Raw genomic sequence first — 23949 nt, forward strand, 5'->3', positions numbered from 1 at the left:
GAAAGCTATTATAATGAAAGACACGCTTTGCCCGTTTAAAACGTTGCAGAAATAAATACAAACAACGGGCAGAAAAAGAGAACAAAACGATCACATGGGGTGATTGGGGAAAGGAAACAGTAACATGATAGTAACAATGATCGAAAAGGTCTATACATTTCTGTGGGGAGATCTGATAAGGATCCCGCTTCCGGGAGGAAGTACGCTGGGAATCTCACTTCTGATCCTGCTTCTGATTCCGACCGGTATCTATTTTACCATCAGGACAAAGCTTCTGCCAATCCGTCTTTTTCCGGATATGGTACGAGCCCTGTCAGAAAAGAAAAGTGACAAAAATAATCTTTCAGCATTTCAGACGCTGATCGTATCTACAGCTACCCGTGTGGGAATGGGAAACCTGGTCGGTGTGGTAGCTGCGATTTCGGCAGGAGGTGCAGGAGCGGTATTCTGGATGTGGATCACGGCGCTGATCGGTTCCTCCACTGCTTTTATCGAAGCGACCCTGGCACAGCTCTATAAAGAAAAGGATCCTCTATATGGTGGCTACAGGGGCGGTCCTGCCTACTATATCCACCGTTACTGGGAAGAAAAACAGGGCAGAAAACGAAAAAAGGTTCTGCTTTCCGTTCTGTTTGCCATTTCCGGCCTGATCTGCTGGTGTGGGATCAGTCAGGTTATCAGCAATTCCGTCACGGCGTCTTTCAAAAATGCTTTTGATATTCCGCCGCTGTATACTACCATCGTGCTGGTAGTGATCGCAGCTGTGATCGTGCTTCGGAAGAATGCAACGGTTAAAGTTCTGGATCTTCTGGTGCCGGTGATGGCAGTGCTTTATTTTGTGATCACGCTGTTTATTATATTTACAAATCTTGGAAGTATGCCGGGAGTATTTAAACGGATTTTTGAAGAAGCTTTCGGATTTCGTCAGGCTGTTGCCGGCGGATTTGGCGTCGTGCTGATGAACGGAGTAAAAAGAGGCCTTTTTTCCAATGAGGCGGGAAGCGGCTCCGCTCCCTGTGCAGCAGCGGCAGCAGAATGTGACAGTCCGGTAAAAGCCGGATTTGTCCAGGCCCTGGGTGTATTTGTGGATACGATCGTGATCTGCAGCTGTACAGCTATGATCATGCTTCTGGCCCCGGAAGATCTGGTACAGGGGCTTTCCGGAATGGAACTTCTTCAGACTGCCATGCATTATCATATGGGGCAGTTTGGAGTGATCTTTATTGCTGCAACACTGTTTATGTTCAGCTTTTCCACATTCCTGGGAATCCTGTTTTATGCAAGAGGCAATGTGGCTTATCTTTTTGGTGATAACTGGGGTTCACAGACAGGATATAAGGTGCTGGCACTGGTGATGCTGTTTATCGGTGGGATCGCGGCTTACACATTTGTATGGGATCTGGGAGATGTAGGAATCGGCCTGATGACGATCTTTAATATTTTCATGCTGTATCCTCTTGGGGAAAAAGCACTGAAAGAGCTGAAAATCTATGAATCGGAAAAGAAGAAAAAATAAAACTGTTTACAGACCTTGAGAGCATATGGTAATATCAGGGTAAAGCGCTAAAAGATTAAAGAGTTCTGACAGCCGGAAGAAGTCAGACTCTGTGAAATATCAACGGTAAGTTGGATCAAGAGGAGGATATGAAAGATGTATATTACATGTCTGGACGTAGAAGGTGTACTGGTACCGGAAATCTGGATCGCATTTGCAGAGGCAAGCGGAATCCCGGAGCTCAAGAGAACGACCCGTGATGAGCCGGATTATGATAAGCTGATGAACTGGAGACTTGGAATTCTGAAAGAGCATGGTCTGGGACTGAAAGAGATCCAGGAGACTATTGCAAAGATCGATCCCCTTCCGGGAGCAAAGAAATTTCTAGATGAGCTGAGATCCTTTTCCCAGGTGATACTGATCAGTGATACCTTTACACAGTTTGCAACTCCACTGATGGAGAAGCTTGGATGGCCGACACTTTTCTGTAATTCCCTGGAAGTAGCAGAGAACGGAGAGATCACAGGCTTTAAGATGCGCTGTGAGAAATCCAAGCTGACAACTGTGAAGGCACTGCAGTCCATGGGATTTGAGACTATCGCAAGTGGAGATTCCTACAATGATCTTGGAATGATCCAGGCAAGCAAAGCAGGCTTCCTTTTCCGCAGTACAGAGCAGATTCGTGCAGATCATCCGGAAATTCCGGCTTACGAAGAGTACGATGAACTTCTTGCAGCGATCAGAGAAGCAATGAAATGAAGAAGGGAAAGTCGGAATGATCAACGAAAGAATTGTGATCGAAGAAAAAACAAAGGACTATAATGAGGCATGGATAGAGACCTATTTCTGGCAGGAGTCGGAAGAACTCTATCCGGGACAGAAGCGTCCGGTCATAGTGATCTGTCCGGGCGGAGCTTATGGCATGACTTCTGACAGAGAGGCAGAAGCCATTGCTGTCCGGTTTATGGGAATGGGCTATCACACAGTGGTACTTCGTTATAGTGTGGCACCTGCCAGATATCCGGTGGCTCTCCGTCAGCTGGCAAAAACAGTAGCTCTTCTCAGAGAGAACAGTGATAAGTGGCATATTGAAAAGAATAAGATCATTGTGTCCGGTTTTTCGGCAGGAGGCCATCTGGCAGCTTCTCTGGGAGTGTTCTGGAATACTGAGGAGCTTGCCGGGATCACGGGAATGGAAAACGAGCGGATCCGTCCCAATGGCATGATCCTGAATTATCCGGTGATCACTTCAGGGAAAGCTGGCCATGAAGAAAGCTTTCGAAATCTTCTGGGAGATCGTTATGAGGAGCTGAAAGATCGGATGTCTCTGGAATTTCAGGTTACGGAAGATACACCCAGAACCTTTATCTGGCATACCTTTGAGGATCAGACGGTGCTGCTGGATAATACACTTCTCTTTGTTCAGGCACTCTATAAAAAGGGCATTCCAGTGGAGTATCACGTTTTTCCGCAGGGTCCCCATGGAATCGGCTTGGCAAATGAGCTGACTGCCAACGAAAACGGCAGAGGGATCGCAAGAGCCTGTGAACCATGGAGTGAGCTTGCAGGAAAATGGCTGAACCGTGAATTCCCATGGTGGAATGGAGCAAAGATCGAAAGATAATACGAGACTGCTATGTCGGATAAAATATCCTTTTTACCGGGAAACCGGTAGAGAGGGTATTTTTTATAATTGTGATGACTGCTGTATTTGTCGGCTGTTTTGTCTGGCCTGTCTGATGAAAAAAGCTTTGCTATAGATCAGTATTCACATTTCAGAAAGAAAGGAATTTTGATAATTATGGATAAAAATCAGATTTTTATTACCAGTGGCACGGAATATAAAAGAATGACAAAGGAGCTTCTGGAAAAAGCGAATCTTCAGTCCCATATCGGGGACAGAAAGAAAAAGATCGGGATCAAGCCGAATCTGGTTTCTCCTTCGGAGGCTTCCTGGGGTGCAACGACTCATCCGGAAGTGGTTGCAGGAATTATCGAGTATCTGAAGGAGCATGGCTTCCGGGATATGGTGATGCTGGAGGGATCCTGGGTAGGAGATAAGACAAGGGAGGCCTTTGAGACCTGTGGCTTTGACAGGCTTGAGGAAGAGTATCAGGTGCCGTTCTGGGATATGCAGAAGGATAAAGGTATTTCTGTGGACTGTGGCGGCATGGAGCTGAATGTCTGTGAGCGGGTAAAGGAGCTTGATTTTCTGATCAATGTGCCGGTTCTGAAAGGCCATTGTCAGACAAAAATCACCTGTGCCCTTAAGAATATGAAGGGGTTGATTCCAAATAAGGAAAAGAGACGGTTTCATTCTCTGGGGCTTCATAAACCCATTGCTCATCTGAATATGGGGATACAGCAGGACTTTATTGTTGTGGATAATATCTGCGGGGATCTGGATTTTGAAGATGGCGGAAATCCTGTTGTGATGAACCGGGTGATTGCTGCCTGTGATCCGGTTCTTGTGGATGCATATGTGTGTCAGATGATGCATTATGAGGTAGCTGAGGTTCCTTATGTGAAGCTGGCAGGTGAGCTTGGAGTGGGCTGTTCAGATATTTCAAAAGCAGATGTCAGATTTCTGGAGGATGGTGCGGATCAGAGGATGCCGGTATCCAGAAAGGTTGTGGAGCTTGCAGATGCCGTGGAGGAGGTGGAATCCTGCAGTGCCTGCTACGGGTATCTGATCCCGGCATTGGAGATGCTGAAGGAAGAGGGGCTTTTTGAGAAGCTGGATGAAAAGATCTGCATCGGGCAGGGGTATCGTGGTAAGACGGGAGTGCTTGGTGTGGGACACTGTACCTGTAAGTTTCAGAATTATGTGGAGGGGTGTCCGCCGTTGGAGGGGGATATATATGAGTTTTTGAAAGAGTATATTGGTGAACGGACGCCGGGGAAGTGACAGTCCTCCGGGCCGGACTCCGTCGGGGGATGCTGCTAAGGTTCCGTGAGCCGGCTAAAACCATTGCGGAAGGGCCCAGAACTCGCCTTCGGCTCAAACAGCTGGGCCCTTCCGCAATAACGCCGTCTCCCGCAACCTAACCATCATCACCCCTTCTCCGTAGCAGCCCGGAGGACTGTCACTTCCCCGGCTGACGTTTCAGCCGGAGAGGTAGAAGCGGACGCGTGGTGTCCTGTCCTTACGTTTTGATGAGTTGAGCGTCCGCAGTTGGAGGTGTGGGAAGAATAGCGTCTGGTCAATAAATATTTTGGTGTTGCTCAATGTGTTGGAATGGTGGGAAGGATACGTCTTCTTGTTGAAAGGTGTTATGCCGATGAGATCGGCACAGCCTGGCGTTTTAAACAAACGCAGAATCCATCGCCCTGTCAGTAACGTAACATAGCCAAAACGTACGGTTCATGGCGGGGCCTGAGGGAAGGGGTGCAGGGGAGGGAAAACGGCCTTTCGCAACTACGAGTGCTTCCCCTCCCCTGCGGTTTCACTTACGCTTCCAAAGCGTAAAAACATTTTTCAGAAAAAAATTTTCAGAAAAAAGAATCCTAAAGACATCTCTTTACAATCTCAATAATCTGCTCCATAGAAAACCGGCTGCTGTCAATACAGAGATCATACTGTGTCATATCCAGCCATTTGCTGTCTGTAAAGTATTCATAGTAAGCTTTTCTCTCTTTATCCATTTTTTTGACCAGCTTCCGTGCGCTGGCTTCTTCTCTGCCGGTACGGCGTATCACATTCTGAACTCTTTCCTCAAAAGGTGCATGGATAAAAAGTTTAAGTGATTTATCCTTCAGGATATTGGTCGCACAGCGGCCGACAATTACGCAGTCCTCTCTCTGCGGAAGGGACAGGATGATCTTTCTCTGGAGATCATAGAGCACATCGTTCATTGGTACAAAAGAGAAATTATCTGTAAACTGTAGCTCACTGTCAACGGGAAATACCCACTGACTGGCTTTTTTCTCGTCTACCTTTGCCAGGGTGTCGAAGGGGATATTGTTTTTCTTGGCAGCCATGTCGATCAGTTCTTTATCATAAAAACCGATGTCCAGGTTTTCAGCCAGAGTCTTGCCGATAAGGCGTCCGTTGCTTCCAAACATACGATTGATGGTGATAATACGTTTTGCCATAAAGATACCTCCTTTATTTCGGACCGAAAGCAGGAATATCTGATTTTCGGTAGTTTTTCTTACTTCTTTTATAACATATTTCGGTAAAAAATACCAGAAAATAATATATAATTTTTAAAATAATATTTAATATATACAAAAAATAATGGCAACAGACAGAAAATATAATTAATTATTTGTATTTGCATATGAAAAATATCATACCTTTTTCACCGGGTTTTCACAGATCACACAAAGACTTTACACATTTTTTTAAAAATATTTTTAAAACAGAGAGAACATACACAGCATATTTGGAGGTTAAGAAAAATGAAACGACGGCATAAAAGGCTTATGGTGATCATCCCGTTTTCCACTATGACCAGGCTTGCGGATAATGTACTGGATGTGACCATGTTTTACGCATCCGGAGCAGATGAGGATAGCCTGGAGCCGGCAGAAAATGCGCTTACAGAGCTCCTGATGGAACGCTTTGAGCAGGACGAAGACGCTTTTTCCATTGTGGATCAGTCAGAGATCATGGAAGCCATGTCCGGTGTCACCAACACCATGTCTCTGATGATCGGTGTGCTTTTTGGCCTGTATCCGGCTAATAAGGCAGCATCCAGGAAGCCTATTGATGCGCTTCGGTATTCCGGCTAAAAAGAAATTATAATAACGTGATTTGTGAGATGGATTTTTTGTCAGAACAAATCGCGTTTTTTTATCTGGAAATCCGCACATTGATAAGGTATAATCTATAACAGTTAGAGGAATATCTCTGCCGGGAGGACGGAACTGCCGGCAGGGAACTGCCGAGAAAGGGATGACAGTAAATTTGAACATCGTGGAGAAATGTGTTTCATGCCTGAATATAAAAGAATCTTATGATCTGGCCAGGCGCATGGAACAGGAAAAAACAAATCCGGTTCTGGGATACCGTACAGCAGGCTCCCTGGCAGAGCGAAAAACCGGAGATATGCTTTTGGAAGAAATGAAAAAAGCCGGTCTCACACAGGTAGAAAAAGATAAGATCCGTGTGGATGCATGGGAATTTAAAAAAGCTGTGATGCGCTGCCATGACAGAGAGGGAACCTGCCGGGAGATCCAGCTTGGCGCATATCAGACAGATTTTAAGACCAATGGCTTTCAGAGGTTTGATCTTGTATATCTTGGAAAGGGTACAGCTGACGAATATAAGGATATCGATGTGAAAGGAAAGCTGGTTCTTATCGAGATCAATCAGAGAGAAGAATGGTGGATCAACTACCCGGTGTATCAGGCACACCTGAAGGGTGCAGCAGCTCTGATCGCCGTACAGAGCAGAGGATACGCACAGATCGATGATACGGCTTTGAATGCACAGGATATCGCAGGACCTTCCTGTGCGCCTGCATTTTCCATGTCACGGGCAGATTTTCTTATGATCCGTCAGCTGATGGAGGAAAAAAATGAGAATGGGAATCGTGTTCCGGAGCTTTCCGTGGAATTTGATGCGGACACAGAGGTGATCAAAGACCAGTATACCTACAATATCGTTGGCAAAATCCCGGGAACCGATTCGGATTCCATGATCCTGTTAAGTGCTCACTATGATTCCTATTTTGAGGGATTTCAGGACGATAATGCGGCAGTGGCCATGATCATTGGAATTGCCAGGGCGCTGCTCCGTGGTGGCTATAAACCTCGCCATACTATTGTGGTATGTGCTCTTGCAGCAGAAGAATGGGGGATTTCCGACACAAAATATGACTGGTCCACAGGTGCTTACCGCCAGGTATTTGAGGCGAGACCGGAGTGGCAGGGGCACGTGATCGCAGATCTGAATTTTGAGCTTCCGGCTCATGCACACAGTACCAGAGATGCAGTACGATGTACCTATGAGTATGCGGATTTTGTGCGCAGCTTCGTGGATGCTGTGCAGATGCCGGAGGGGATTTATCCGGAGGGCATGACCACGTTGTATCCCATTGAAACCTGGTCTGATGATTTTACCATGGCTATTTCCGGGATCCCGTCCATGGTCAATGATTTCAGCGGTGGTCCGTTTATGGAAAATTATTATCATTCCCAATATGATAACCAGGATGTTTATGAGGAAGAGGTATACACATTCCATCATGAATTTTATCTGAAACTTCTTCTGGCTATTGACAGCCTTGCTCTGCCGCCAATGGATTTCGGGCGGGTACTGGACCAAAGTATTAAGACCCTGGATACGGATCTGTGTATGCAGACCGGCGCCGACAGTACACTCCTTCTGAAAAAAACAGAAGAGGCAAAAAAAGCGGCTGCCATCCTTGCAGAGCAGGTACGGCACTTCAACAGCCTTCCGGAAGAAAAACGTGACTGGAAAAAAGCCGATGCCATTACCGAAAAGCTTCTCGGTGTATTCCGGAAATCCCAGGATTATCTGGTACGTCTGGACTGGGATGACAATGTGATCTTTCCGCAGCAGGCAGTGCAGAACAATCTTTATGCACTGAAGAAAGCGATGGGATATCTGGAAAAAGGAGAGATCGCACCTGCGCTGGAGGCTTTTTACAGTATTGACAACAACTGTTATGCCTTTCAGTTTGAGCGGGAAGTCTTTTATCATTTTACGGAATATATCTTGAAGCAGTCCCCGGATCGCCTGATGTGGGGAAAGGGCAGGATCATCCACCATGAGAACCTTTATGATCTTGTGGAAAGTCTGAAGGAAAAGAAGCCGGGTGACAGCCTGGAGGCAGAAAAGCAGAGCCTCAAGGAAGCCTGGGAAAGACAGAAGCGTTATTATGCGGATGATATTGAATATCTGATCCGTGTAGCGGAAAAGCTCAGGAATCTGATCTGCGAGGTCAGTGATATGTTTGAAAAAGGAACAGAATAAAACCATACCTGGAGGAAAGAATGGAAAGCCATAATTTATACCGAGTGAAAGAAGAAGATCTGGATAAGCTGATCCGGATATTGACCGTATGTTTTTCGGAGGATCCTCTGTATCATGCACTGATCCCGGACAGGGATACCAGAGAACGGCTGATGCCGGAGCTTTTTACCTGTGATCTTACGGAGTTTTTTGAGACCTGCGAGATTTATGCAGATAGCAGTGAGTTGAACAGTATCCTGGTAGTATCCGACGGAACGGAGCATGAAGCAGCCTTACATAATCTGATGGTGGATTTTTTTGCCCTTCTGAAAACAGATGGCTATCTGATCAAAGAGGATCCAAGTCTTGCGACCTTGCGGAAATTCATCCAGGGAAAAGACTATCTGAATTCCAGCTGGACTTCCCAGCTTCATACAGCAGAAAGACTTCATGTGATCTATCTGGCAGTGGCGCCGAAGATGCAGCATCACGGTCTTGCTGAAAAGCTGATGGATGAGGTGATCAATTATGCGGACAGGCATAAGTTGATGATCTCTCTGGAAACCCATAATCCGGCAAATGTTTCTATGTATGAGAAATTCGGATTTAAATTATACGGCATTGTACAGAAAAAAGGATTTGATCTGAAGCAGTACTGCATGATCAAACAGGCATAGGAGGAATTACGATGAAACGAAAATGGTGGCATGACAAAGTGGTATATCAGATATACCCCAAGAGCTTTTATGATTCCAACGGAGACGGAATCGGAGACATCCCAGGAATCATCAGCAAGCTTGATTATCTTAAGGAACTGGGAGCAGATATCCTCTGGCTTTCCCCAATCTATAAATCTCCCCTTGCAGACCAGGGATATGACATTGCAGATTATTATGCGATTGATCCGAGGTTTGGGACCATGGAGGATATGGATCGTCTGATCGCAGAAGCAAAAAAAAGAGAAATGTACATCCTTATGGATCTGGTGGTAAATCACTGCTCCGATGAGCATGAGTGGTTTCAGCAGGCTATTAAGGATCCGGACGGAAAGTATGGAAATTTCTTTTATATCCGGGACAAAAAGGATGATAAAGCTCCCTGCAACTGGAGAAGCTATTTCGGTGGTCCGGCATGGGAAGAGCTTCCGGGACATCCGGATAAACAGTATCTTCATGTATTCCACAAGAAGCAGCCGGATCTCAACTGGGAGAATCCTGAAGTAAGAGAGGAAGTCTACAAAAACATCCGCTGGTGGATGGAAAAAGGGCTTGGCGGATTCCGTATTGATGCCATTATCAATATCAAGAAGAAGCTTCCGTTTTCCGATTATCCTGCCGATCGTGCAGATGGGCTCTGCAGCGTCGGGAGGATGCTGGAGGAGGCAGAAGGGATTGGAGAATTTCTGGGAGAGATGGCTGAGAAGTGCTTTCATCCCTATGATGCGTTTACTGTAGGAGAGGTCTTCAATGAAAAGGAAGATGAGATCAAAGATTTTATCGGAGAAAACGGATATTTTTCATCCATGTTTGATTTTGAAGAAACCTGTTACGGAAAGAGCGAGGATGGCTGGTATGCATCCAAACCGTACCTGACTCCGGAAGAGTACAAGAAGTGTATTTTCCATACGCAGAAAAAGATCGGGGATACCGGCATGATCTCCAACATTATTGAGAATCATGATGAGCCAAGAGGTGTCTGTCACTATATTTCTCCGGAAGACCGCTGTCCGGATTCAAGGAAGCTCCTGGCAGGTGTTTATTTCCTGCTGAAGGGAATTCCGTTTATTTATCAGGGGCAGGAGATCGGTATGGAAAATATGGAGTTTACTTCTATGGATCAGATCGATGACATCAGTACCATCGATGAATACCAGGTAGCGCTCCGTGCCGGATGCAGTGAAAAAGAAGCGCTTGATGCTGCTTCCGCATTTTCCAGAGACAATGCCAGAACTCCGGTACAGTGGAGCGCAGAGAAAAATGCGGGATTTTCAGAAGGAGAGCCGTGGCTTGGGGTCAATCCCAATTATAAGGAGATCAATATAGAGTCCCAGTTAACGGATAGTAACTCCCTTCTTTCTTTCTACAAAAAGCTGACTGCACTGAGAAAAGCTCCGGAATATAAAGAAACGCTTGTATACGGAACATTCGCTCCATATCAGGAAGAACAGAAGAATCTGATCGCATATACAAGAAACGGTGAGAAAAATCTTCTGATCCTGGGAAATATGCAGGCACAGTCACAGAAGGTATCTTTGCCGGGAGAAGTAAAAGAGGTGCTTCTGAATAATCAGAAAGCTGTGGAGATCACAGAAAAAGAGATCATTTTGAAACCGTATCAGTTTATCGTTCTGGAGACCGCTGTCTAATGCGGCGTCAGAACAGCAGAGAAAAAAACAATAGCTATTTAGCTGACAGTCTGTTAAAATAAATGTTCGGCTGAAAAAACAGCCGTAAAGAAAGAGAATGAGAATTCAGAAGGGAATAAAGTATGCTGAAGATAAAGAATTACGTAAAGGCAGAAAGCCTTGAACAGGCATATGAACTGAACCAGAAAAGAACAGCCTGTGTGCTGGGCGGTATGGTCTGGCTGAAAATGGGAAACCGGAACATCATGACAGCCATTGATCTGTCAGGTCTTGGGCTGGATACTATTACAGAAACAGAAGAAGCATTTGTGATCGGCTGCATGACACCACTTCATGCGCTGGAAACCCACAAAGAGCTGAATGCCTATACAAACAGTGCTATCCGTGAAAGTGTACGGCACATTGTGGGTGTGCAGTTTCGAAACTGTGCCACAGTGGGCGGAAGTATTTTCGGAAGATTCGGATTTTCCGATGTACTGACCATGTTTCTGGCACTGGATACCTGGGTGGAGCTGTACAATGGCGGAACCATTCCGCTGGCACAGTTTGCATCCATGGAAAAGGATAACGATATCCTGGTAAATATCATTGTAAAAAAACAGCCGCTGAACAGTGTGTACTTAAGTCAGCGGAACAATTCCACAGATTTTCCTGTGCTCACCTGTGCGGCCGCTCTTATTGGCGGAAAAGCAAGAACTGTCATTGGGGCCAGACCCGGAAAAGCAATGATCGTGGAAGATGAAGAGGAAATCTTAAAAGATTTTGTACAGATGAATGCACAGCAGAAAAAGGATGCAGCAGCATCTTTTGCCGCATATGCGGCGGAACATGTTTCTACAGACAAGAACATGCGTGCTTCAAAAGAATACAGAAGTCTTCTTGTGAAAGTCCTTACAAGAAGAGCCTGGGAAGAGATCGGAGGGAGAGCAGAATGAATATCACTTTCTGGCTGAATGGTGTAAAACGGCAGGCAGAGGTACGTCCGGATGAACTGCTTCTGGATTTCCTGCGGAAAAACAGCTGTTACAGCGTAAAACGTGGCTGTGAGACTGCAAACTGTGGTCTCTGTACTGTGCTGATGGATGAACGTCCGGTACTGTCCTGCTCCATGCTGGCTGCCCGCGCAGACGGGAAACGGATCGTGACTCTGGAGGGAATGCAGGAGGAAGCAAAGGAATTCGGCGCTTTTATGGCAAATGAGGGAGCAGAGCAGTGCGGCTTCTGCAATCCGGGATTTATCATGAATGTATTTGCCATGTTAAAGGAACTGGAGGATCCCACAGAAGAGGATATCCTGGAGTATCTTTCCGGAAATCTGTGCCGTTGCTCGGGATTTGTGGGACAGACCAGAAGTATCCTGAAATTTCTCGACTATAAAAAAGGACAGGAGGAAGGAAAATGAAATACGTAAACAAGCCGGTGCCAAAAACAGATGCAATGTCGCTGGTAACCGGAAAACCGGTCTATACCGATGATCTTGCACCTTCTGACTGCCTGATCGTCAAGATCTTAAGAAGTCCTCATGCCAATGCCTGGGTGGAAGAGATCAAGACAGATGCTGCAAAGAAGATCGAGGGGATTGCCTGTGTTCTGACCTATGAGGATGTTTCCCACAAAAGATTTACTCTGGCCGGGCAGACAGCGCCGGAGATCAGTCCATGGGATCGCTATATCATAGATAAGCATGTGCGTTTTGTAGGGGATCCGGTTGCCATCGTAGCCGGTGAGACAGAAGAGGCAGTAGATAAAGCCCTGAAACGCATTAAGGTAAAATATCGTGTGGAGGAAGCAGTTCTGGATATCCACACAGCCAAGGATAATCCCATTCTGGTGCACCCGGAGGATGACTGGTATATGCCGATCCCGGCCGGCGGAGATAATAAGCGTAATCTCTGTTCCTCCAATGTAGAAGAAGTGGGTGATGTGGATGCCATGCTGGAAAAATGTGCGTATACAGTAGATCAGGTTTACCACACAAAGGCAAATCAGCAGACCATGATGGAGACCTTCCGTACCTACTGTTATATGGACCATTTTCAGAGACTGACGGTGGTTTCTTCCACCCAGATCCCGTTCCATATCCGAAGGATCGTAGGAAATGCGCTGAACATTCCGTCTTCCAAAGTTCGTGTGATCAAGCCTCGTATCGGCGGGGGCTTTGGTGCAAAACAGTCTTCTGTCAGTGAGGTTTTCCCGGCACTGGTAACATGGGTTACCGGGCGTCCGTCCAAGATCATTTTTTCCAGAAAGGAATCCATGATCGCGTCTTCTCCGCGTCATGAGATGGAAGTCCATATCCGTATGGGTGCAGACGAAAACGGTATTGTAAAGGCAATCGATCTTTATACTCTTTCCAACACCGGTGCCTATGGAGAGCATGGGCCTACAACCGTAGGACTTTCAGGCCATAAATCCATTGCGCTGTATCGTCATACGGAAGCCTACCGTTTTGCCTATGATGTTGTTTACACCAATATGCAGGCAGCTGGTGCTTATCGTGGCTATGGTGCCACACAGGGTATTTTTGCTGTGGAGTCCGCAGCAGATGAGCTGGCTCATAAGATGGGGATGGATCCGGTAAAATTCCGCGAGCTGAACATGCCTATGGAGGGAGAGGCACTTCCGGGATATCCGGATGTACCGATCAACGGCAGCTGTACCATGGATAAATGCCTCGCCCGTGCAAAGGAAATGATCGGATGGGATGAGAAATATCCGTTCCGTGATATGGGTAACGGCAAAGTACGGGGTGTCGGTATCGCTATGGCCATGCAGGGCTCATCTATTGCAGGGATCGATGTCGGCGGAGCAGACATTAAATTAAATGAGGATGGTTCCTATACCCTGGCACTTGGATGTTCTGATATGGGAACCGGCTGTGATACCATTCTTGCTCAGATGGCAGCAGACTGTCTGGATACAGATATGAAAAATATCGTGGTATTCAGTGTGGATACAGATATTTCTCCCTATGATTCCGGTTCTTATGCATCTTCCACAACCTATGCAACCGGAAATGCCGTAATCCAGGCCTGCGGAGAACTCAGAAAGAGAATCCACGCTTTTGGCGCACAGATGCTTGGAGTATCTGCAGAGGATTCTGATTTTGACGGAGAAAAAGTCCGCACAGAAGACGGAAAAGAGGTAACGCTGCAGCAGATCGCAGGAAAAGCGACCTGTGGAGTCTGCAGTGAGCTTCAGGTTGTAAAAGAATATTCTTCTCCGATCTCTCCGCCACCGTTTATGGTAGGTGCCGCTGAAGTGGAGGTCGATAAAGAGACCGGACAGATCGATGTCATTGATTATGTGGGCGTGATCGACTGTGGAACTCCGATCAATCCAAATCTTGCCAGAGTGCAGGCAGAAGGCGGTATCGGTCAGGGAATCGGAATGGTTCTGTATGAGGATGTGCAGTATACAGATAAGGGAAAGATCCGTAACAATTCTTTTATGCAGTATAAGATCCCCAATCGTATGGATATTCCGAAGGTGCGGATCGAGTTTGAGAGCAGCTACGAGAAGACAGGTCCTTTCGGCGCAAAATCCATTGGTGAGCTTGTGATCGATACACCTTGTCCGGCTATTGCCAATGCGGTTTATAATGCAACAGGTGTACGTGTCAGAGAGCTCCCGATCACTCCGGAGAAGGTTGCAATGGGAATCCTTGCCAGAGAAGCCGGAGAGAAGGTGTGAAATGCAGGAGCTGATACTGGCAATTGCCGGACTGATCCTGGAGCTGCTGGTATTTTTTTGTACAGGAAGTCTGCTGACACGGATACTGAAAATGAAGGCGGAAGTAACCATGGAACTGGTCTTGGGATATCTTCTGTATTTTGCGGCTTTTGAGATACTTGCAGTTCCTATGACCCTGAAATGGGTAAAACTGAGTACCTTTTCGTATCTGTGGATGGTGATCATGGCAGCTTGTGTACTGGCAGCATGTCTGTTTGCGCATAAACTTTGGAAGGGACAGCTGGACCGGATAGGAGAAACATTTCGGAAGCATTCACTGCTGCTGCTTTTGACCGCTGCGGCAGTGATCCTGCAGTGTTTTCTGGTGGCTGCATATCAGGACGTTACTGCAGATGCAACACATTATATTGGTGCAGTAAGCACTTCCGTGTATACAGACACTCTTGCCCGATACAGTCCGCTTACCGGTGTTATCCAGAGAAATTTTAATCTCCGCTATGATCTTTCTGCATATCCGATGAACAATGCGGTGTGGTGTGTCCTTCTGGGCATCCACCCGATCGTTCAGTCCAAGGTCGTGATGTCTGTGATCAACATGCTGATGATCAATCTTCTGATCTACCAGATCGGAAAAAGCTTTTTTCGTGGAGATGAAAAAAAAGCAGACCTGATGGTTCTTTTTGTGTGTCTGATGCAATTGTTTTCTTTTTCTATCTATACAACAGGAACCTTTGCGTTTATGCGGGTTTATGAAGGGAAGGCCCTGCTGGCAAATATTTCCATTCCGGCAGCGCTTCTGGTAAGTATACGGCTCTGGCTCAACAAAGATGGCAGAAATAAAGAGAGCTGGGTGCTGCTTTTCATTGCTGCAGTCAGTGCGTTGACGTTTTCAGGATCCTCCCTTATTTATCCTGCAGTAGTCAGTACGGCGATCCTTCCGGTGATGGTGCTGAAGAAAAAGATTTCCTACGCGATTCCCTATGCGCTTTGTATGCTGCCGGGATTTTTGTATGCCCTGGTTTATTTTTCGGCGAAGCTTGGATGGATCGCATTTCCGGCATCATAGGAAACTGGGAAGATACTATGGATAGGAGAAGAAAATGGCGGGAGTAACGATCGAAGAACTGGGACTGCGTTTTGTGCAGATCTGTATGGAAAATTACTGGAGTGGATGCTTGCTGCCTGTATTTTTTCTGGCAGGTATACTCTGGGATATTTTTTACCGCAGGAGAAAAGAATCCAGAGTGTTCCTGTATTATCTAGTCTTTCTGGCACTTACGGTATATAATCCGGTTCTTGTAAAATATGTGATACCAAAGGTACATTTTGAAAGTGAATATTATCGTTTTATCTGGATCCTTCCGGTGATCCCGGGTGCTGCCTATTATGCTGTACGGATCGTGGAAGCGGTAAGGTTTCGATGGCTGAAGGCTGTAACAGCGCTGATCCTTGCGGCAGTGATCGTCACTACGGGGACACCTGTTCCCGGCATTGCAAAAGATTATGTGATGGCGGAAAACATCTATAAAGTCCCGAATGAGCTGCGCTCAGTATGCGATGTGATCCATCAGGACTGCGATAAAGAACAACCCAAGGTTGTTTTTGACAATGAGCTGAATCTGGTGGCTAGACAGTATGATCCGTCACTGATCCTTGTTTTGGATCGTAATTTTATCCTGTATCGTGCAGGAAGTACTGTGGTAGGAAACTACGAAAACAGCAAGGCCTACCAGATCCAGAAAGTGATCATGGATGTGATAAGTTATCAGATGGATGTAGGGATCGATAAGTTCCGGCAGGTATTGAAAAGAACGGAAACCGATTATCTTGTTCTTCCGGTAGATCTTACAAATCATGACTATATCCGTCAGGCAGGATGTACCCCTATTGCGCAGACAGAAAAATATGTGGTATACAGGTTTGAAGGGTGAATATATTCGCCCTTTTGGCCTGAAAAAATGACTAAAGTGCGTAAAATGATACGGAGAACGGAGTGAACAGCAACCATAAAATGTGTGATGAATATGTACTGTTTAAAAAAATCTTTACAATTTCATGGATTTGTGTTAAAATCATAAACAGTGTAAACCTACTTTGATAATTTCATACCTGAATTTAGAAGTTATGTTTTTCATTATGCACCTGTAGCTCAGTGGATAGAGCAGTGGTTTCCGGTACCATGTGCGGGGGTTCGATTCCCTTCAGGTGTGTTACCCGGAACAGTGGGAATTGTTCCGGCGTGTTGTTATGATAAGGAGGACAAGAACTTGGATGATTTCAGAGAATGGTTATCAGATAACCTTCGCTATTTTATGTTAGGCGGAGCCATTCTGGTGATCGTGCTTGTTCTGATCTTTGGCGTTCGCGCCTGTGTTGGAGGTAAGAAGGGGAATTCCAATAAAGATCAGACAACAGCCCAAAGTAACCAGGAAAATGATCCTTCTTCTCCGGCAAATGATGGGGAGACAGACGAGAAGAAAGACGCCAGTTCCGCGGCAGATACGGATGCGGAGACAACCATGGAAAAAGCCAGCACGGAAGTAACCGAGCTGATTCAGAGCTATTATAAAGCTTTTGGGGAAAAAGACATTGCAACACTTAAGACGATTGAGGACGGATTTACGCCGGCTGACGAGTCGCAGATTAATTCAAGGGATTATATTGATGGGTATGAGGTACAGAATGTTTACGCTAAGAAGGGACTGACGGACGATTCGTATGTCGTTTATGTAGTCTTTAATTATATCTGTACTGGAATTGAGACTCCGGTTCCGGCACTGAGCCAGTTTTATGTGGAGACGGGCAGTGACGGCAATCTGAAGATCAAAGGTGGTGCTGATGACGATGCAGATATCAGTGCTTATGTGAAAAAACTGGAATCTGAGAAGGATGTGCAGGAGCTTATCACAAAGGTAAAGACGGACTATGAAGCTGCGCAGGAGAGTGATCCCTCTCTGGCAGAATTCCTTCAGGGCCTTGGTGAAGATGCCAGTGCTTCCGCAGATGCAGGAACAATGCTTACAGTTACAGAGGATTGTAATGTTCGTGCTTCCGCAGATTCAGAGGGTGAGGTTATCGGTGGTTTTTCTGCAGGAACGGAAGTTGAAAAGAAAGGGCAGGAAGGCGACTGGATACAGGTTGATTATGATGGACAGACCGGTTATGTCTATAGTGGTCTGTTAGAATAATAAGGGTTAATAAAATGCAGGTTCCGGAAGAACCTGCATTTTTGTTGCTCTGATATAACGAAAGATCATTTTTTGAGTGAACCGTCTGCTGCCAATGTGTATTTTTTTCCATTTACGGTGATGGTTCCGGTCTGCATGATTCCGTCTTCGTCCAGATAATAACGTTTTTTGCCTAGGGTGATCCAGCCGGTCTGCATGATTCCGTCCTTATTGAAATAATATCGATGACCATCTGTGTCGGTAAGCCATCCGGTATAGGCGGTTCCGTCAACCATAAATTTCCAGTTGGTGCCATCCGGTGTCCAGACTCCGTTTTCTGCCTCCGGCGAAACCTTTTCTGTTTCGGGAATCTCTGTGGGAACAGGAGACGGTGTGGCGGAAGGTGAGGGAGCGCCGGAAGATATCGATGCATCTGTATGGTGATCGCGATCTGAACTTGGTTCAATGGTCGAAATATCGCTGGTATTTATGGAAACTACGGAAGTACTGCTGCTTTCAAAAGGACCGGCCGATGACTGGGTAAAGAGAATACCGCAGATCAGACACAGGAAAACAGCGACAAAGATCAGCAGCCGGTTCATACGTGGAGTATGCTCTGACATGATTTTCCTCCTGATATTTAAGTATATTTCTGTTTATCATACAATAATGAGCAAGAAAATACAAGAAAAATAACCGGTTGCGAACACGTGGGAAAAAATATATAATAGAACAATGGACGAAAAAATCAGAATCAATAAATATTTAAGCGATATAGGAGTCTGCTCAAGAAGAGAGGCAGACCGCCTGACAGAAGCGGGGAGAGTTACTGCCAATGGAGAACTGGTTTCCACAGGAATGAAGATCCTTCCGGATGCGGAGATCTGTATTGACGGAAAGCCTGTAAAAAAACAGGAAAAAAAGATCCTGCTTCTTTTTCATAAACCAAAAGGGATTGTCTGCAGCACCAGACAACAGCGGAATGAGATGACAGTAACAGAATATCTGGATTATCCGGTGCGGATCTATCCCATAGGACGGCTGGATAAAGATTCCGAAGGACTGCTTCTCCTTACCAATGAAGGAGATCTGGTGAACCGTATCATGAAGGCGGGGAACTACCATGAAAAGGAATATCAGGTGACCGTGAATAAACCGGTGACAGAAGAATTTATCCGTGGTATGGGCGGCGGAGTGCCGATCCTTGATACGGTCACACGTCCCTGCAAGGTTACAAAAACAGGGAAAAACAGTTTTCGTATCATCCTTACCCAGGGTCTGAACCGCCAGATCCGTCGTATGTGTGAATATTTCGGATATAAAGTCGTAACACTGAAACGTGTTCGGATCATGAATCTGTATATTGATGGTCTGGAAGAGGGGAAATATCGTGAGATCCGGCCGGAAGAACGAAAAGAACTGGAGGAGATGCTTTCCTCCGAAAAATCAGAAAAAAGGACGGGAGGAAGCCATGAACGAATCATCCATAAAAAAAATGAAAGAGCTGGGAGAAAAGCTCCGGGAAGCGTCCAGGGCCTATTATCAGGAAGACAGGGAGATCATGTCCAACGTGGAGTACGACGCCCTGTACGACACTCTGAGCGCACTGGAGAAAGAAACAGGGATCGTTCTGGCAGACAGTCCAACCGTTAATGTAGGATATGAGGCAGTGGAGCAGCTCCCCAAGGAGGAACATGAGAGACCGATGCTGTCTCTGGATAAGACCAAAGAGAGAGAAGCTTTGAGAGAGTTTATCGGGGAACATCCTACACTTTTATCCTGGAAGCTGGATGGCTTAACGATCGTGCTTACCTATGAAAACGGAGAGCTTATAAAGGCAGTTACCAGAGGAAATGGTATTGTGGGAGAGGTTATTACCAATAATGCCAGAGTATTTAAGAACATACCTTTGAAAATTTCTTTTAAAGGGAGACTGGTACTTCGCGGAGAAGCCATCATTACTTATTCGGATTTTGAAAAGATCAACGAAACCATCGGAGATGCAGATGCCAAATACAAAAATCCCAGAAATCTCTGCAGTGGTTCTGTCCGCCAGCTGAATAACGAAATTACAGCGAAGAGAAACGTACGGTTTTATGCTTTTTCTTTAGTGAGTGCGGAAGGCGTGGATTTCCGGAATTCCAGGGAGGTGCAGTTCCGGTGGCTGAATGAACAGGGCTTTGAGGTTGTGGAATATCGAAAAGTCACAGCGGAAACTCTGGATGAAGCGATGGATTACTTTGCGGAAGCAGTTACGACCAATGATTTTCCGTCAGATGGGCTTGTGGCATTGTATGATGATATTGCTTACGGAGAATCTCTGGGAACTACAGCCAAGTTTCCAAGGAACGCCATGGCATTTAAATGGGCCGATGAGATGCGTGATACGAGACTTCTGGAGATTGAGTGGAGCCCGTCCAGGACCGGACTGATCAATCCGGTAGCAATTTTTGAGCCGGTGGAACTGGAAGGAACCACAGTGAGCAGGGCCAGTGTGCATAACATCAGTATCATGAAGGAACTGAAGCTGGGGATCGGAGATACCATTCGTGTATACAAAGCAAATATGATCATTCCTCAGATCGCGGAAAATCTGACCGGAAGCGGTAATGCACCGATCCCGCATACCTGCCCGGCCTGCGGACAGGAAACGGTAGTGAAGAAAGAAAACGATGTGGAATGTCTTTTCTGCGTCAATCCGGGGTGCCCGGCCAAGAAAATTAAATCCTTTGGGCTTTTTACAAGCAGGGATGCCATGAATATCGACGGACTTTCCGAGGCAACACTGGAGAAATTTATTGCCAGGGGATTTATCCATGACTTTGGCGATATTTTTGAGATCAGCCGGTATAAAGATGAGATCGTGGAAATGGAAGGCTTTGGGCAGAAATCCTATGATAATCTTATGGAAAGTCTTGAACGGGCGAAAGAGACTACACTTCCAAGGGTGATCTACAGTCTTGGGATCGCAAATATCGGTCTGGCTAATGCAAAAGTGATCTGCCGCCATTTTGACAATGATCTGGACAGGATACGTCATGCCAGTCTGGAAGAGGTCAGTGATATTGATACCATCGGGCCGGTCATTGCCGGAAATCTGGTAGCTTATTTTAGGGATGAGGATAATAATCGCCGCCTGGATCATCTGATGAGATTTCTTCATATTCAGGAGGACAGTCCCAAACAGGAACAGATCTTTGAAGGAATGAATTTTGTAATCACAGGAAGTCTGGTGCACTTTGGAAATCGAAGTGAGGCCAAAGAGCTGATCGAATCCCTGGGAGGCAAGGTTACCGGTTCAGTTACCAAAAAGACCAATTATCTGATCAATAACGACATCCAGTCCAATTCATCCAAAAACAAAAAGGCAAAAGAACTGGGGATTCCGATCCTTTCAGAAGAAGATTTTCGGAAACTTGCCGGAGTGCAGTAAAGGCCGTACAGACTGGAGATACTTTTTATCTGAAGAAAAAAGCCGAGCGGCTCCTTTATAAGAGACGCTTCATATATAAGGAGGGCAAACAATGCCGATCAAAACACAGGGGGATCTTCCGGTAAAGGAGATCCTGGAGAGAGAAAATATATTTGTAATGGACGAAAAACGTGCCATGCACCAGGATATCCGTCCGATCCAGATTCTGATCCTGAATCTGATGCCGCTGAAAGAAGAAACAGAGTTGCAGCTTCTGCGTTCTCTTTCCAATACACCGCTGCAGGTGGATGTGACATTTATGGCTGTGGAGAGCCATGAAGCCAAGAATACATCTCTCAGCCATCTGAACAAGTTTTATGAAACATTCACCGATATAAAGGAAAGTAAATTTGATGGAATGATCATCACAGGAGCACCGGTGGAGCAGATGCCTTTTGAGGAAGTGGATTACTGGAATGAGCTGACTGAGATCATGGATTGGACTGAGAAGCATGTGACTTCCACGATCTTTCTCTGTTGGGCAGCGCAGGCCAGTCTTTATCATTTTTATGGCCTGGAGAAAAAACCTCTGGATAAGAAAATGTTCGGACTTTTCCAGCACAGGGTACTGAACCGTAAGATCCCGCTGGTCCGGGGCTTTGATGATGTATTTCTTGCGCCGCATTCCAGACATACAGAAGTTCCTATTGCAGATATCCATGCATGCAAAGACCTTACGGTCCTGGCGGAAAGCGAAGAGGCTGGTCTGTTCCTTGCAATGGCAGAGGGAGGACGTAAAATCTTTGTTATGGGACATCCGGAATACGACCGCGTGACTTTGGATGGCGAATATAAGAGAGACCTTGCCAAGGGTCTGCCTATTGAAATCCCGAAGAACTATTACAAAGATGACGATCCAAACAACAAACCACTCCTCACCTGGAGGGCCCATGCCAACAACCTGTATACGAACTGGTTGAATTATTACGTATACCAGAGCACTCCGTATGACCTATACGGGACACCGGATTTCAGGGAAATTTAAGGAATATGAAATAAGTGTTAGCATAAGCTCATAAATCGTAGACAAAGCTATGATTTATGGGCTTATTTTAGATTGCTGCTTACGAAGGTCTTTCCTGAAAAACATTCCTACAAAATGTAGGAATAAATGCAATATTTATGGTATGAAATGCGGCTGGTCTTTTGCATTTATTTTGATACAATCATTATATAAAAGACATGGAACTGAAATAAGAATTCCTGGTTACTGTTCATTGGTAATATTCTGCGAAGCGTGTTACTGAGAATGGAATGAACAGTAACAATTCTTGATGCAGGCCAGAATATGTTAATGGGAGGATAAATAATATGATAATCATAGGTGAAAAAATCAATGGATCCATCCCCTCTGTGGCGGAGGCGATCGCAAACAGAGATGCAGAATTCATCAAGCAGCGGGCACTTGCTCAGGCAAACTCAGGAGCAAGCTATATCGATTGTTGCGCATCTGTTCCGGAAGCAGAAGAAGTAGAAACCTTGAAATGGATGATCGACTGTATTCAGGAAGTGACAGATCTTCCGATTTCCGTAGACAGTCCCAGCGCAGATGTCCTTACAGAAGCTTACAAATTCTGCAGAAAACCGGGTATTTTTAACTCTGTATCCGGTGAGGGAGATAAGATCGATAAGATTTTTCCTCTTATGGCACAGCCTGAAAATAAAGGGTGGCAGGTTATCGCACTTCTAAGCGATGATACAGGTATCCCCAAAAGTGCGGAAGACAGGCTGAAGGTATTTGACAAGATCATGGCAAAAGCGAAAGAGTACGGAATTTCACCGGATCGTATCCATATTGATCCATTGGTTGAGATGCTCTGTACATCTGAAGATGGTATTGCGATGAACGTGGAAGTAATTTCAAGTGTCCGTAAACAGTATCCGATGATCCACATTACAGCGGCGATCAGCAACATTTCCTTCAATCTGCCGGTACGTAAGCTTATCAATTTCGGATTTGTGGTACTTGCAATGAATGCCGGCCTTGACAGTGCGATCATGGATCCTACAAACAGAGATATGCTTGGACTTGTATATGCAACAGAGGCATTGCTTGGTTTGGATGATTATTGTATGGAATACATCGGAGCATACAGAGAAGGTCTGATCGGACCTGTAAAAAAATAAATAAAACGCATATGCGGAATGCGGATAAAAAATAAAAAGCGGAGGTGTTTGATTATGTCAAAAATCACAGAAGTAGCAGAATTGGTAGAAAAAGGAAAAGCAAAACTTGTAGGTGCAGCTGTACAGTCAGCTCTTGATGAAGGCTGTGAGGCAACAGAGATTCTTAACAGCATGATCGATGCAATGGCTGTTGTAGGTGAAAGATTTAAGAACGGAGAAATCTTTGTTCCGGAAATGCTGGTAGCAGCCCGTGCAATGAAAAAGGGTGTTGAGGTTCTGAAACCGCATCTTGCATCCGGCGCTACAGGAAGTATGGGAAAACTTATCATCGCTACTGTAGCAGGAGATCTTCATGATATCGGAAAGAATCTTGTTGCAATGATGATCGAAAGTGCCGGCTTTGAAGTTATTGATCTCGGTGTTGATGTACCTGCATCGAAGGTTATTGAATGTTACAAAGAAAATCCGGATGTTAAGGTAATTGCACTTTCAGCGCTGCTCACAACTACAATGCCGGCTCTGAAGGATACAGTTGCAGCACTTAATGCGGAAGATTTCAGAAGCAATGTTAAGATCATGGTTGGAGGAGCACCGATCACGAAGGAGTTTGCAGATGAGATCGGCGCAGATGGATATTCAGAAGATGCAGCAAGCGCAGCAGTTCTTGCAAAAGCTTTGGCAGCATAAGGAAAAATAAAATAGGCC

20 protein-coding genes, 1 tRNA gene and 1 pseudogene are annotated in these 23949 nt (G+C 45.7%); 20 read left to right on the forward strand and 2 right to left on the reverse strand.

Features of this window, described 5'->3' with window-relative positions:
- The first annotated feature begins 124 nt into the window (after positions 1-124).
- The 4 genes from CCC17_RS12740 (at position 125) to CCC17_RS12755 (ending at position 4403) form a co-directional block, all read left to right on the forward strand.
- The gene (locus CCC17_RS12740) at positions 125-1516 is read left to right on the forward strand and encodes an alanine/glycine:cation symporter family protein (RefSeq protein ID WP_015524707.1); all 1392 of its coding nucleotides are present in this window, start codon (positions 125-127) and stop codon (positions 1514-1516) included.
- Positions 1517-1651: 135 nt separating this feature from the next.
- Positions 1652-2254, forward strand: a complete 603-nt coding sequence (gene thrH / locus CCC17_RS12745; RefSeq protein ID WP_287083213.1) for a bifunctional phosphoserine phosphatase/homoserine phosphotransferase ThrH — start codon at positions 1652-1654, stop codon at positions 2252-2254.
- 16 nt (positions 2255-2270) lie between these two features.
- On the forward strand, positions 2271-3119 hold the full coding sequence (locus tag CCC17_RS12750; protein ID WP_173754270.1) for an alpha/beta hydrolase: 849 nt from the start codon (positions 2271-2273) through the stop codon (positions 3117-3119).
- A gap of 177 nt (positions 3120-3296) precedes the next feature.
- The gene (locus CCC17_RS12755) at positions 3297-4403 is read left to right on the forward strand and encodes a DUF362 domain-containing protein (RefSeq protein WP_287083214.1); all 1107 of its coding nucleotides are present in this window, start codon (positions 3297-3299) and stop codon (positions 4401-4403) included.
- A gap of 599 nt (positions 4404-5002) precedes the next feature.
- Here CCC17_RS12755 and CCC17_RS12760 read toward each other — a convergent pair.
- On the reverse strand, positions 5003-5590 hold the full coding sequence (locus CCC17_RS12760; protein ID WP_021650917.1) for a cytidylate kinase-like family protein: 588 nt from the start codon (positions 5588-5590) through the stop codon (positions 5003-5005).
- Between the two features lie 309 nt (positions 5591-5899).
- On the opposite strand from CCC17_RS12760, the gene CCC17_RS12765 reads away from it, so the two are divergent.
- The 11 genes from CCC17_RS12765 to CCC17_RS12815 all read left to right on the forward strand — a co-directional run bounded on the left by CCC17_RS12765 (position 5900) and on the right by CCC17_RS12815 (position 17666).
- Positions 5900-6232, forward strand: coding sequence for an ABC transporter permease (locus tag CCC17_RS12765; protein WP_287083215.1), 333 nt, complete (start codon positions 5900-5902; stop codon positions 6230-6232).
- Between the two features lie 163 nt (positions 6233-6395).
- Positions 6396-8441, forward strand: coding sequence for a M28 family peptidase (locus CCC17_RS12770; RefSeq protein WP_287083216.1), 2046 nt, complete (start codon positions 6396-6398; stop codon positions 8439-8441).
- A 20-nt stretch (positions 8442-8461) separates the two neighbouring features.
- Positions 8462-9097, forward strand: coding sequence for a GNAT family N-acetyltransferase (locus CCC17_RS12775; RefSeq protein ID WP_173739986.1), 636 nt, complete (start codon positions 8462-8464; stop codon positions 9095-9097).
- 11 nt (positions 9098-9108) lie between these two features.
- Positions 9109-10785 (forward strand): alpha-glucosidase, encoded by a 1677-nt coding sequence (locus CCC17_RS12780; RefSeq protein ID WP_287083217.1) that lies wholly within the window; start codon positions 9109-9111, stop codon positions 10783-10785.
- Between the two features lie 122 nt (positions 10786-10907).
- Positions 10908-11720, forward strand: a complete 813-nt coding sequence (locus tag CCC17_RS12785) for an FAD binding domain-containing protein (protein WP_015524716.1) — start codon at positions 10908-10910, stop codon at positions 11718-11720.
- Complete coding sequence (locus CCC17_RS12790; protein ID WP_015524717.1) at positions 11717-12187, forward strand: (2Fe-2S)-binding protein; 471 nt, start codon at positions 11717-11719, stop codon at positions 12185-12187. Before CCC17_RS12785 ends, CCC17_RS12790 begins: the two co-directional genes overlap by 4 nt.
- On the forward strand, positions 12184-14478 hold the full coding sequence (locus CCC17_RS12795; RefSeq protein ID WP_287083218.1) for a xanthine dehydrogenase family protein molybdopterin-binding subunit: 2295 nt from the start codon (positions 12184-12186) through the stop codon (positions 14476-14478). Before CCC17_RS12790 ends, CCC17_RS12795 begins: the two co-directional genes overlap by 4 nt.
- 1 nt (position 14479) lies before the next feature.
- Positions 14480-15544, forward strand: a complete 1065-nt coding sequence (locus CCC17_RS12800; protein ID WP_195635104.1) for a DUF6077 domain-containing protein — start codon at positions 14480-14482, stop codon at positions 15542-15544.
- A 34-nt stretch (positions 15545-15578) separates the two neighbouring features.
- Positions 15579-16409, forward strand: a complete 831-nt coding sequence (locus tag CCC17_RS12805; protein WP_015524720.1) for a hypothetical protein — start codon at positions 15579-15581, stop codon at positions 16407-16409.
- A 207-nt stretch (positions 16410-16616) separates the two neighbouring features.
- Positions 16617-16688, forward strand: a tRNA-Arg gene (locus tag CCC17_RS12810).
- A gap of 57 nt (positions 16689-16745) precedes the next feature.
- On the forward strand, positions 16746-17666 hold the full coding sequence (locus tag CCC17_RS12815; RefSeq protein ID WP_022426066.1) for an SH3 domain-containing protein: 921 nt from the start codon (positions 16746-16748) through the stop codon (positions 17664-17666).
- A 65-nt stretch (positions 17667-17731) separates the two neighbouring features.
- Here CCC17_RS12815 and CCC17_RS12820 read toward each other — a convergent pair whose 3' ends face one another.
- Entirely contained in the window at positions 17732-18268 is a 537-nt protein-coding gene (locus tag CCC17_RS12820) for an N-acetylmuramoyl-L-alanine amidase family protein (RefSeq protein WP_114002560.1), read from the reverse strand.
- Between the two features lie 112 nt (positions 18269-18380).
- On the opposite strand from CCC17_RS12820, the pseudogene CCC17_RS12825 reads away from it, so the two are divergent.
- From CCC17_RS12825 to CCC17_RS12845, 5 genes and pseudogenes are all read left to right on the forward strand, one after another.
- A pseudogene (locus CCC17_RS12825) lies at positions 18381-19031 on the forward strand (pseudouridine synthase); the annotation flags it as partial.
- An 85-nt stretch (positions 19032-19116) separates the two neighbouring features.
- A complete protein-coding gene (gene ligA, locus CCC17_RS12830; RefSeq protein WP_287083219.1) occupies positions 19117-21078 on the forward strand; it encodes an NAD-dependent DNA ligase LigA in 1962 nt (653 codons plus the stop codon).
- Positions 21079-21169: 91 nt separating this feature from the next.
- On the forward strand, positions 21170-22102 hold the full coding sequence (gene metA / locus CCC17_RS12835; protein WP_287083220.1) for a homoserine O-acetyltransferase MetA: 933 nt from the start codon (positions 21170-21172) through the stop codon (positions 22100-22102).
- Between the two features lie 326 nt (positions 22103-22428).
- Positions 22429-23244, forward strand: a complete 816-nt coding sequence (locus tag CCC17_RS12840) for a methyltetrahydrofolate cobalamin methyltransferase (RefSeq protein WP_021650848.1) — start codon at positions 22429-22431, stop codon at positions 23242-23244.
- A 54-nt stretch (positions 23245-23298) separates the two neighbouring features.
- Positions 23299-23931, forward strand: a complete 633-nt coding sequence (locus CCC17_RS12845) for a corrinoid protein (RefSeq protein ID WP_015524728.1) — start codon at positions 23299-23301, stop codon at positions 23929-23931.
- The last annotated feature ends 18 nt before the right edge of the window (positions 23932-23949 follow it).

The organism is Blautia sp. LMAG:36, from assembly GCF_008680535.1.
Classification (GTDB): Bacteria; Bacillota; Clostridia; order Lachnospirales; family Lachnospiraceae; genus Blautia_A; species Blautia_A fusiformis.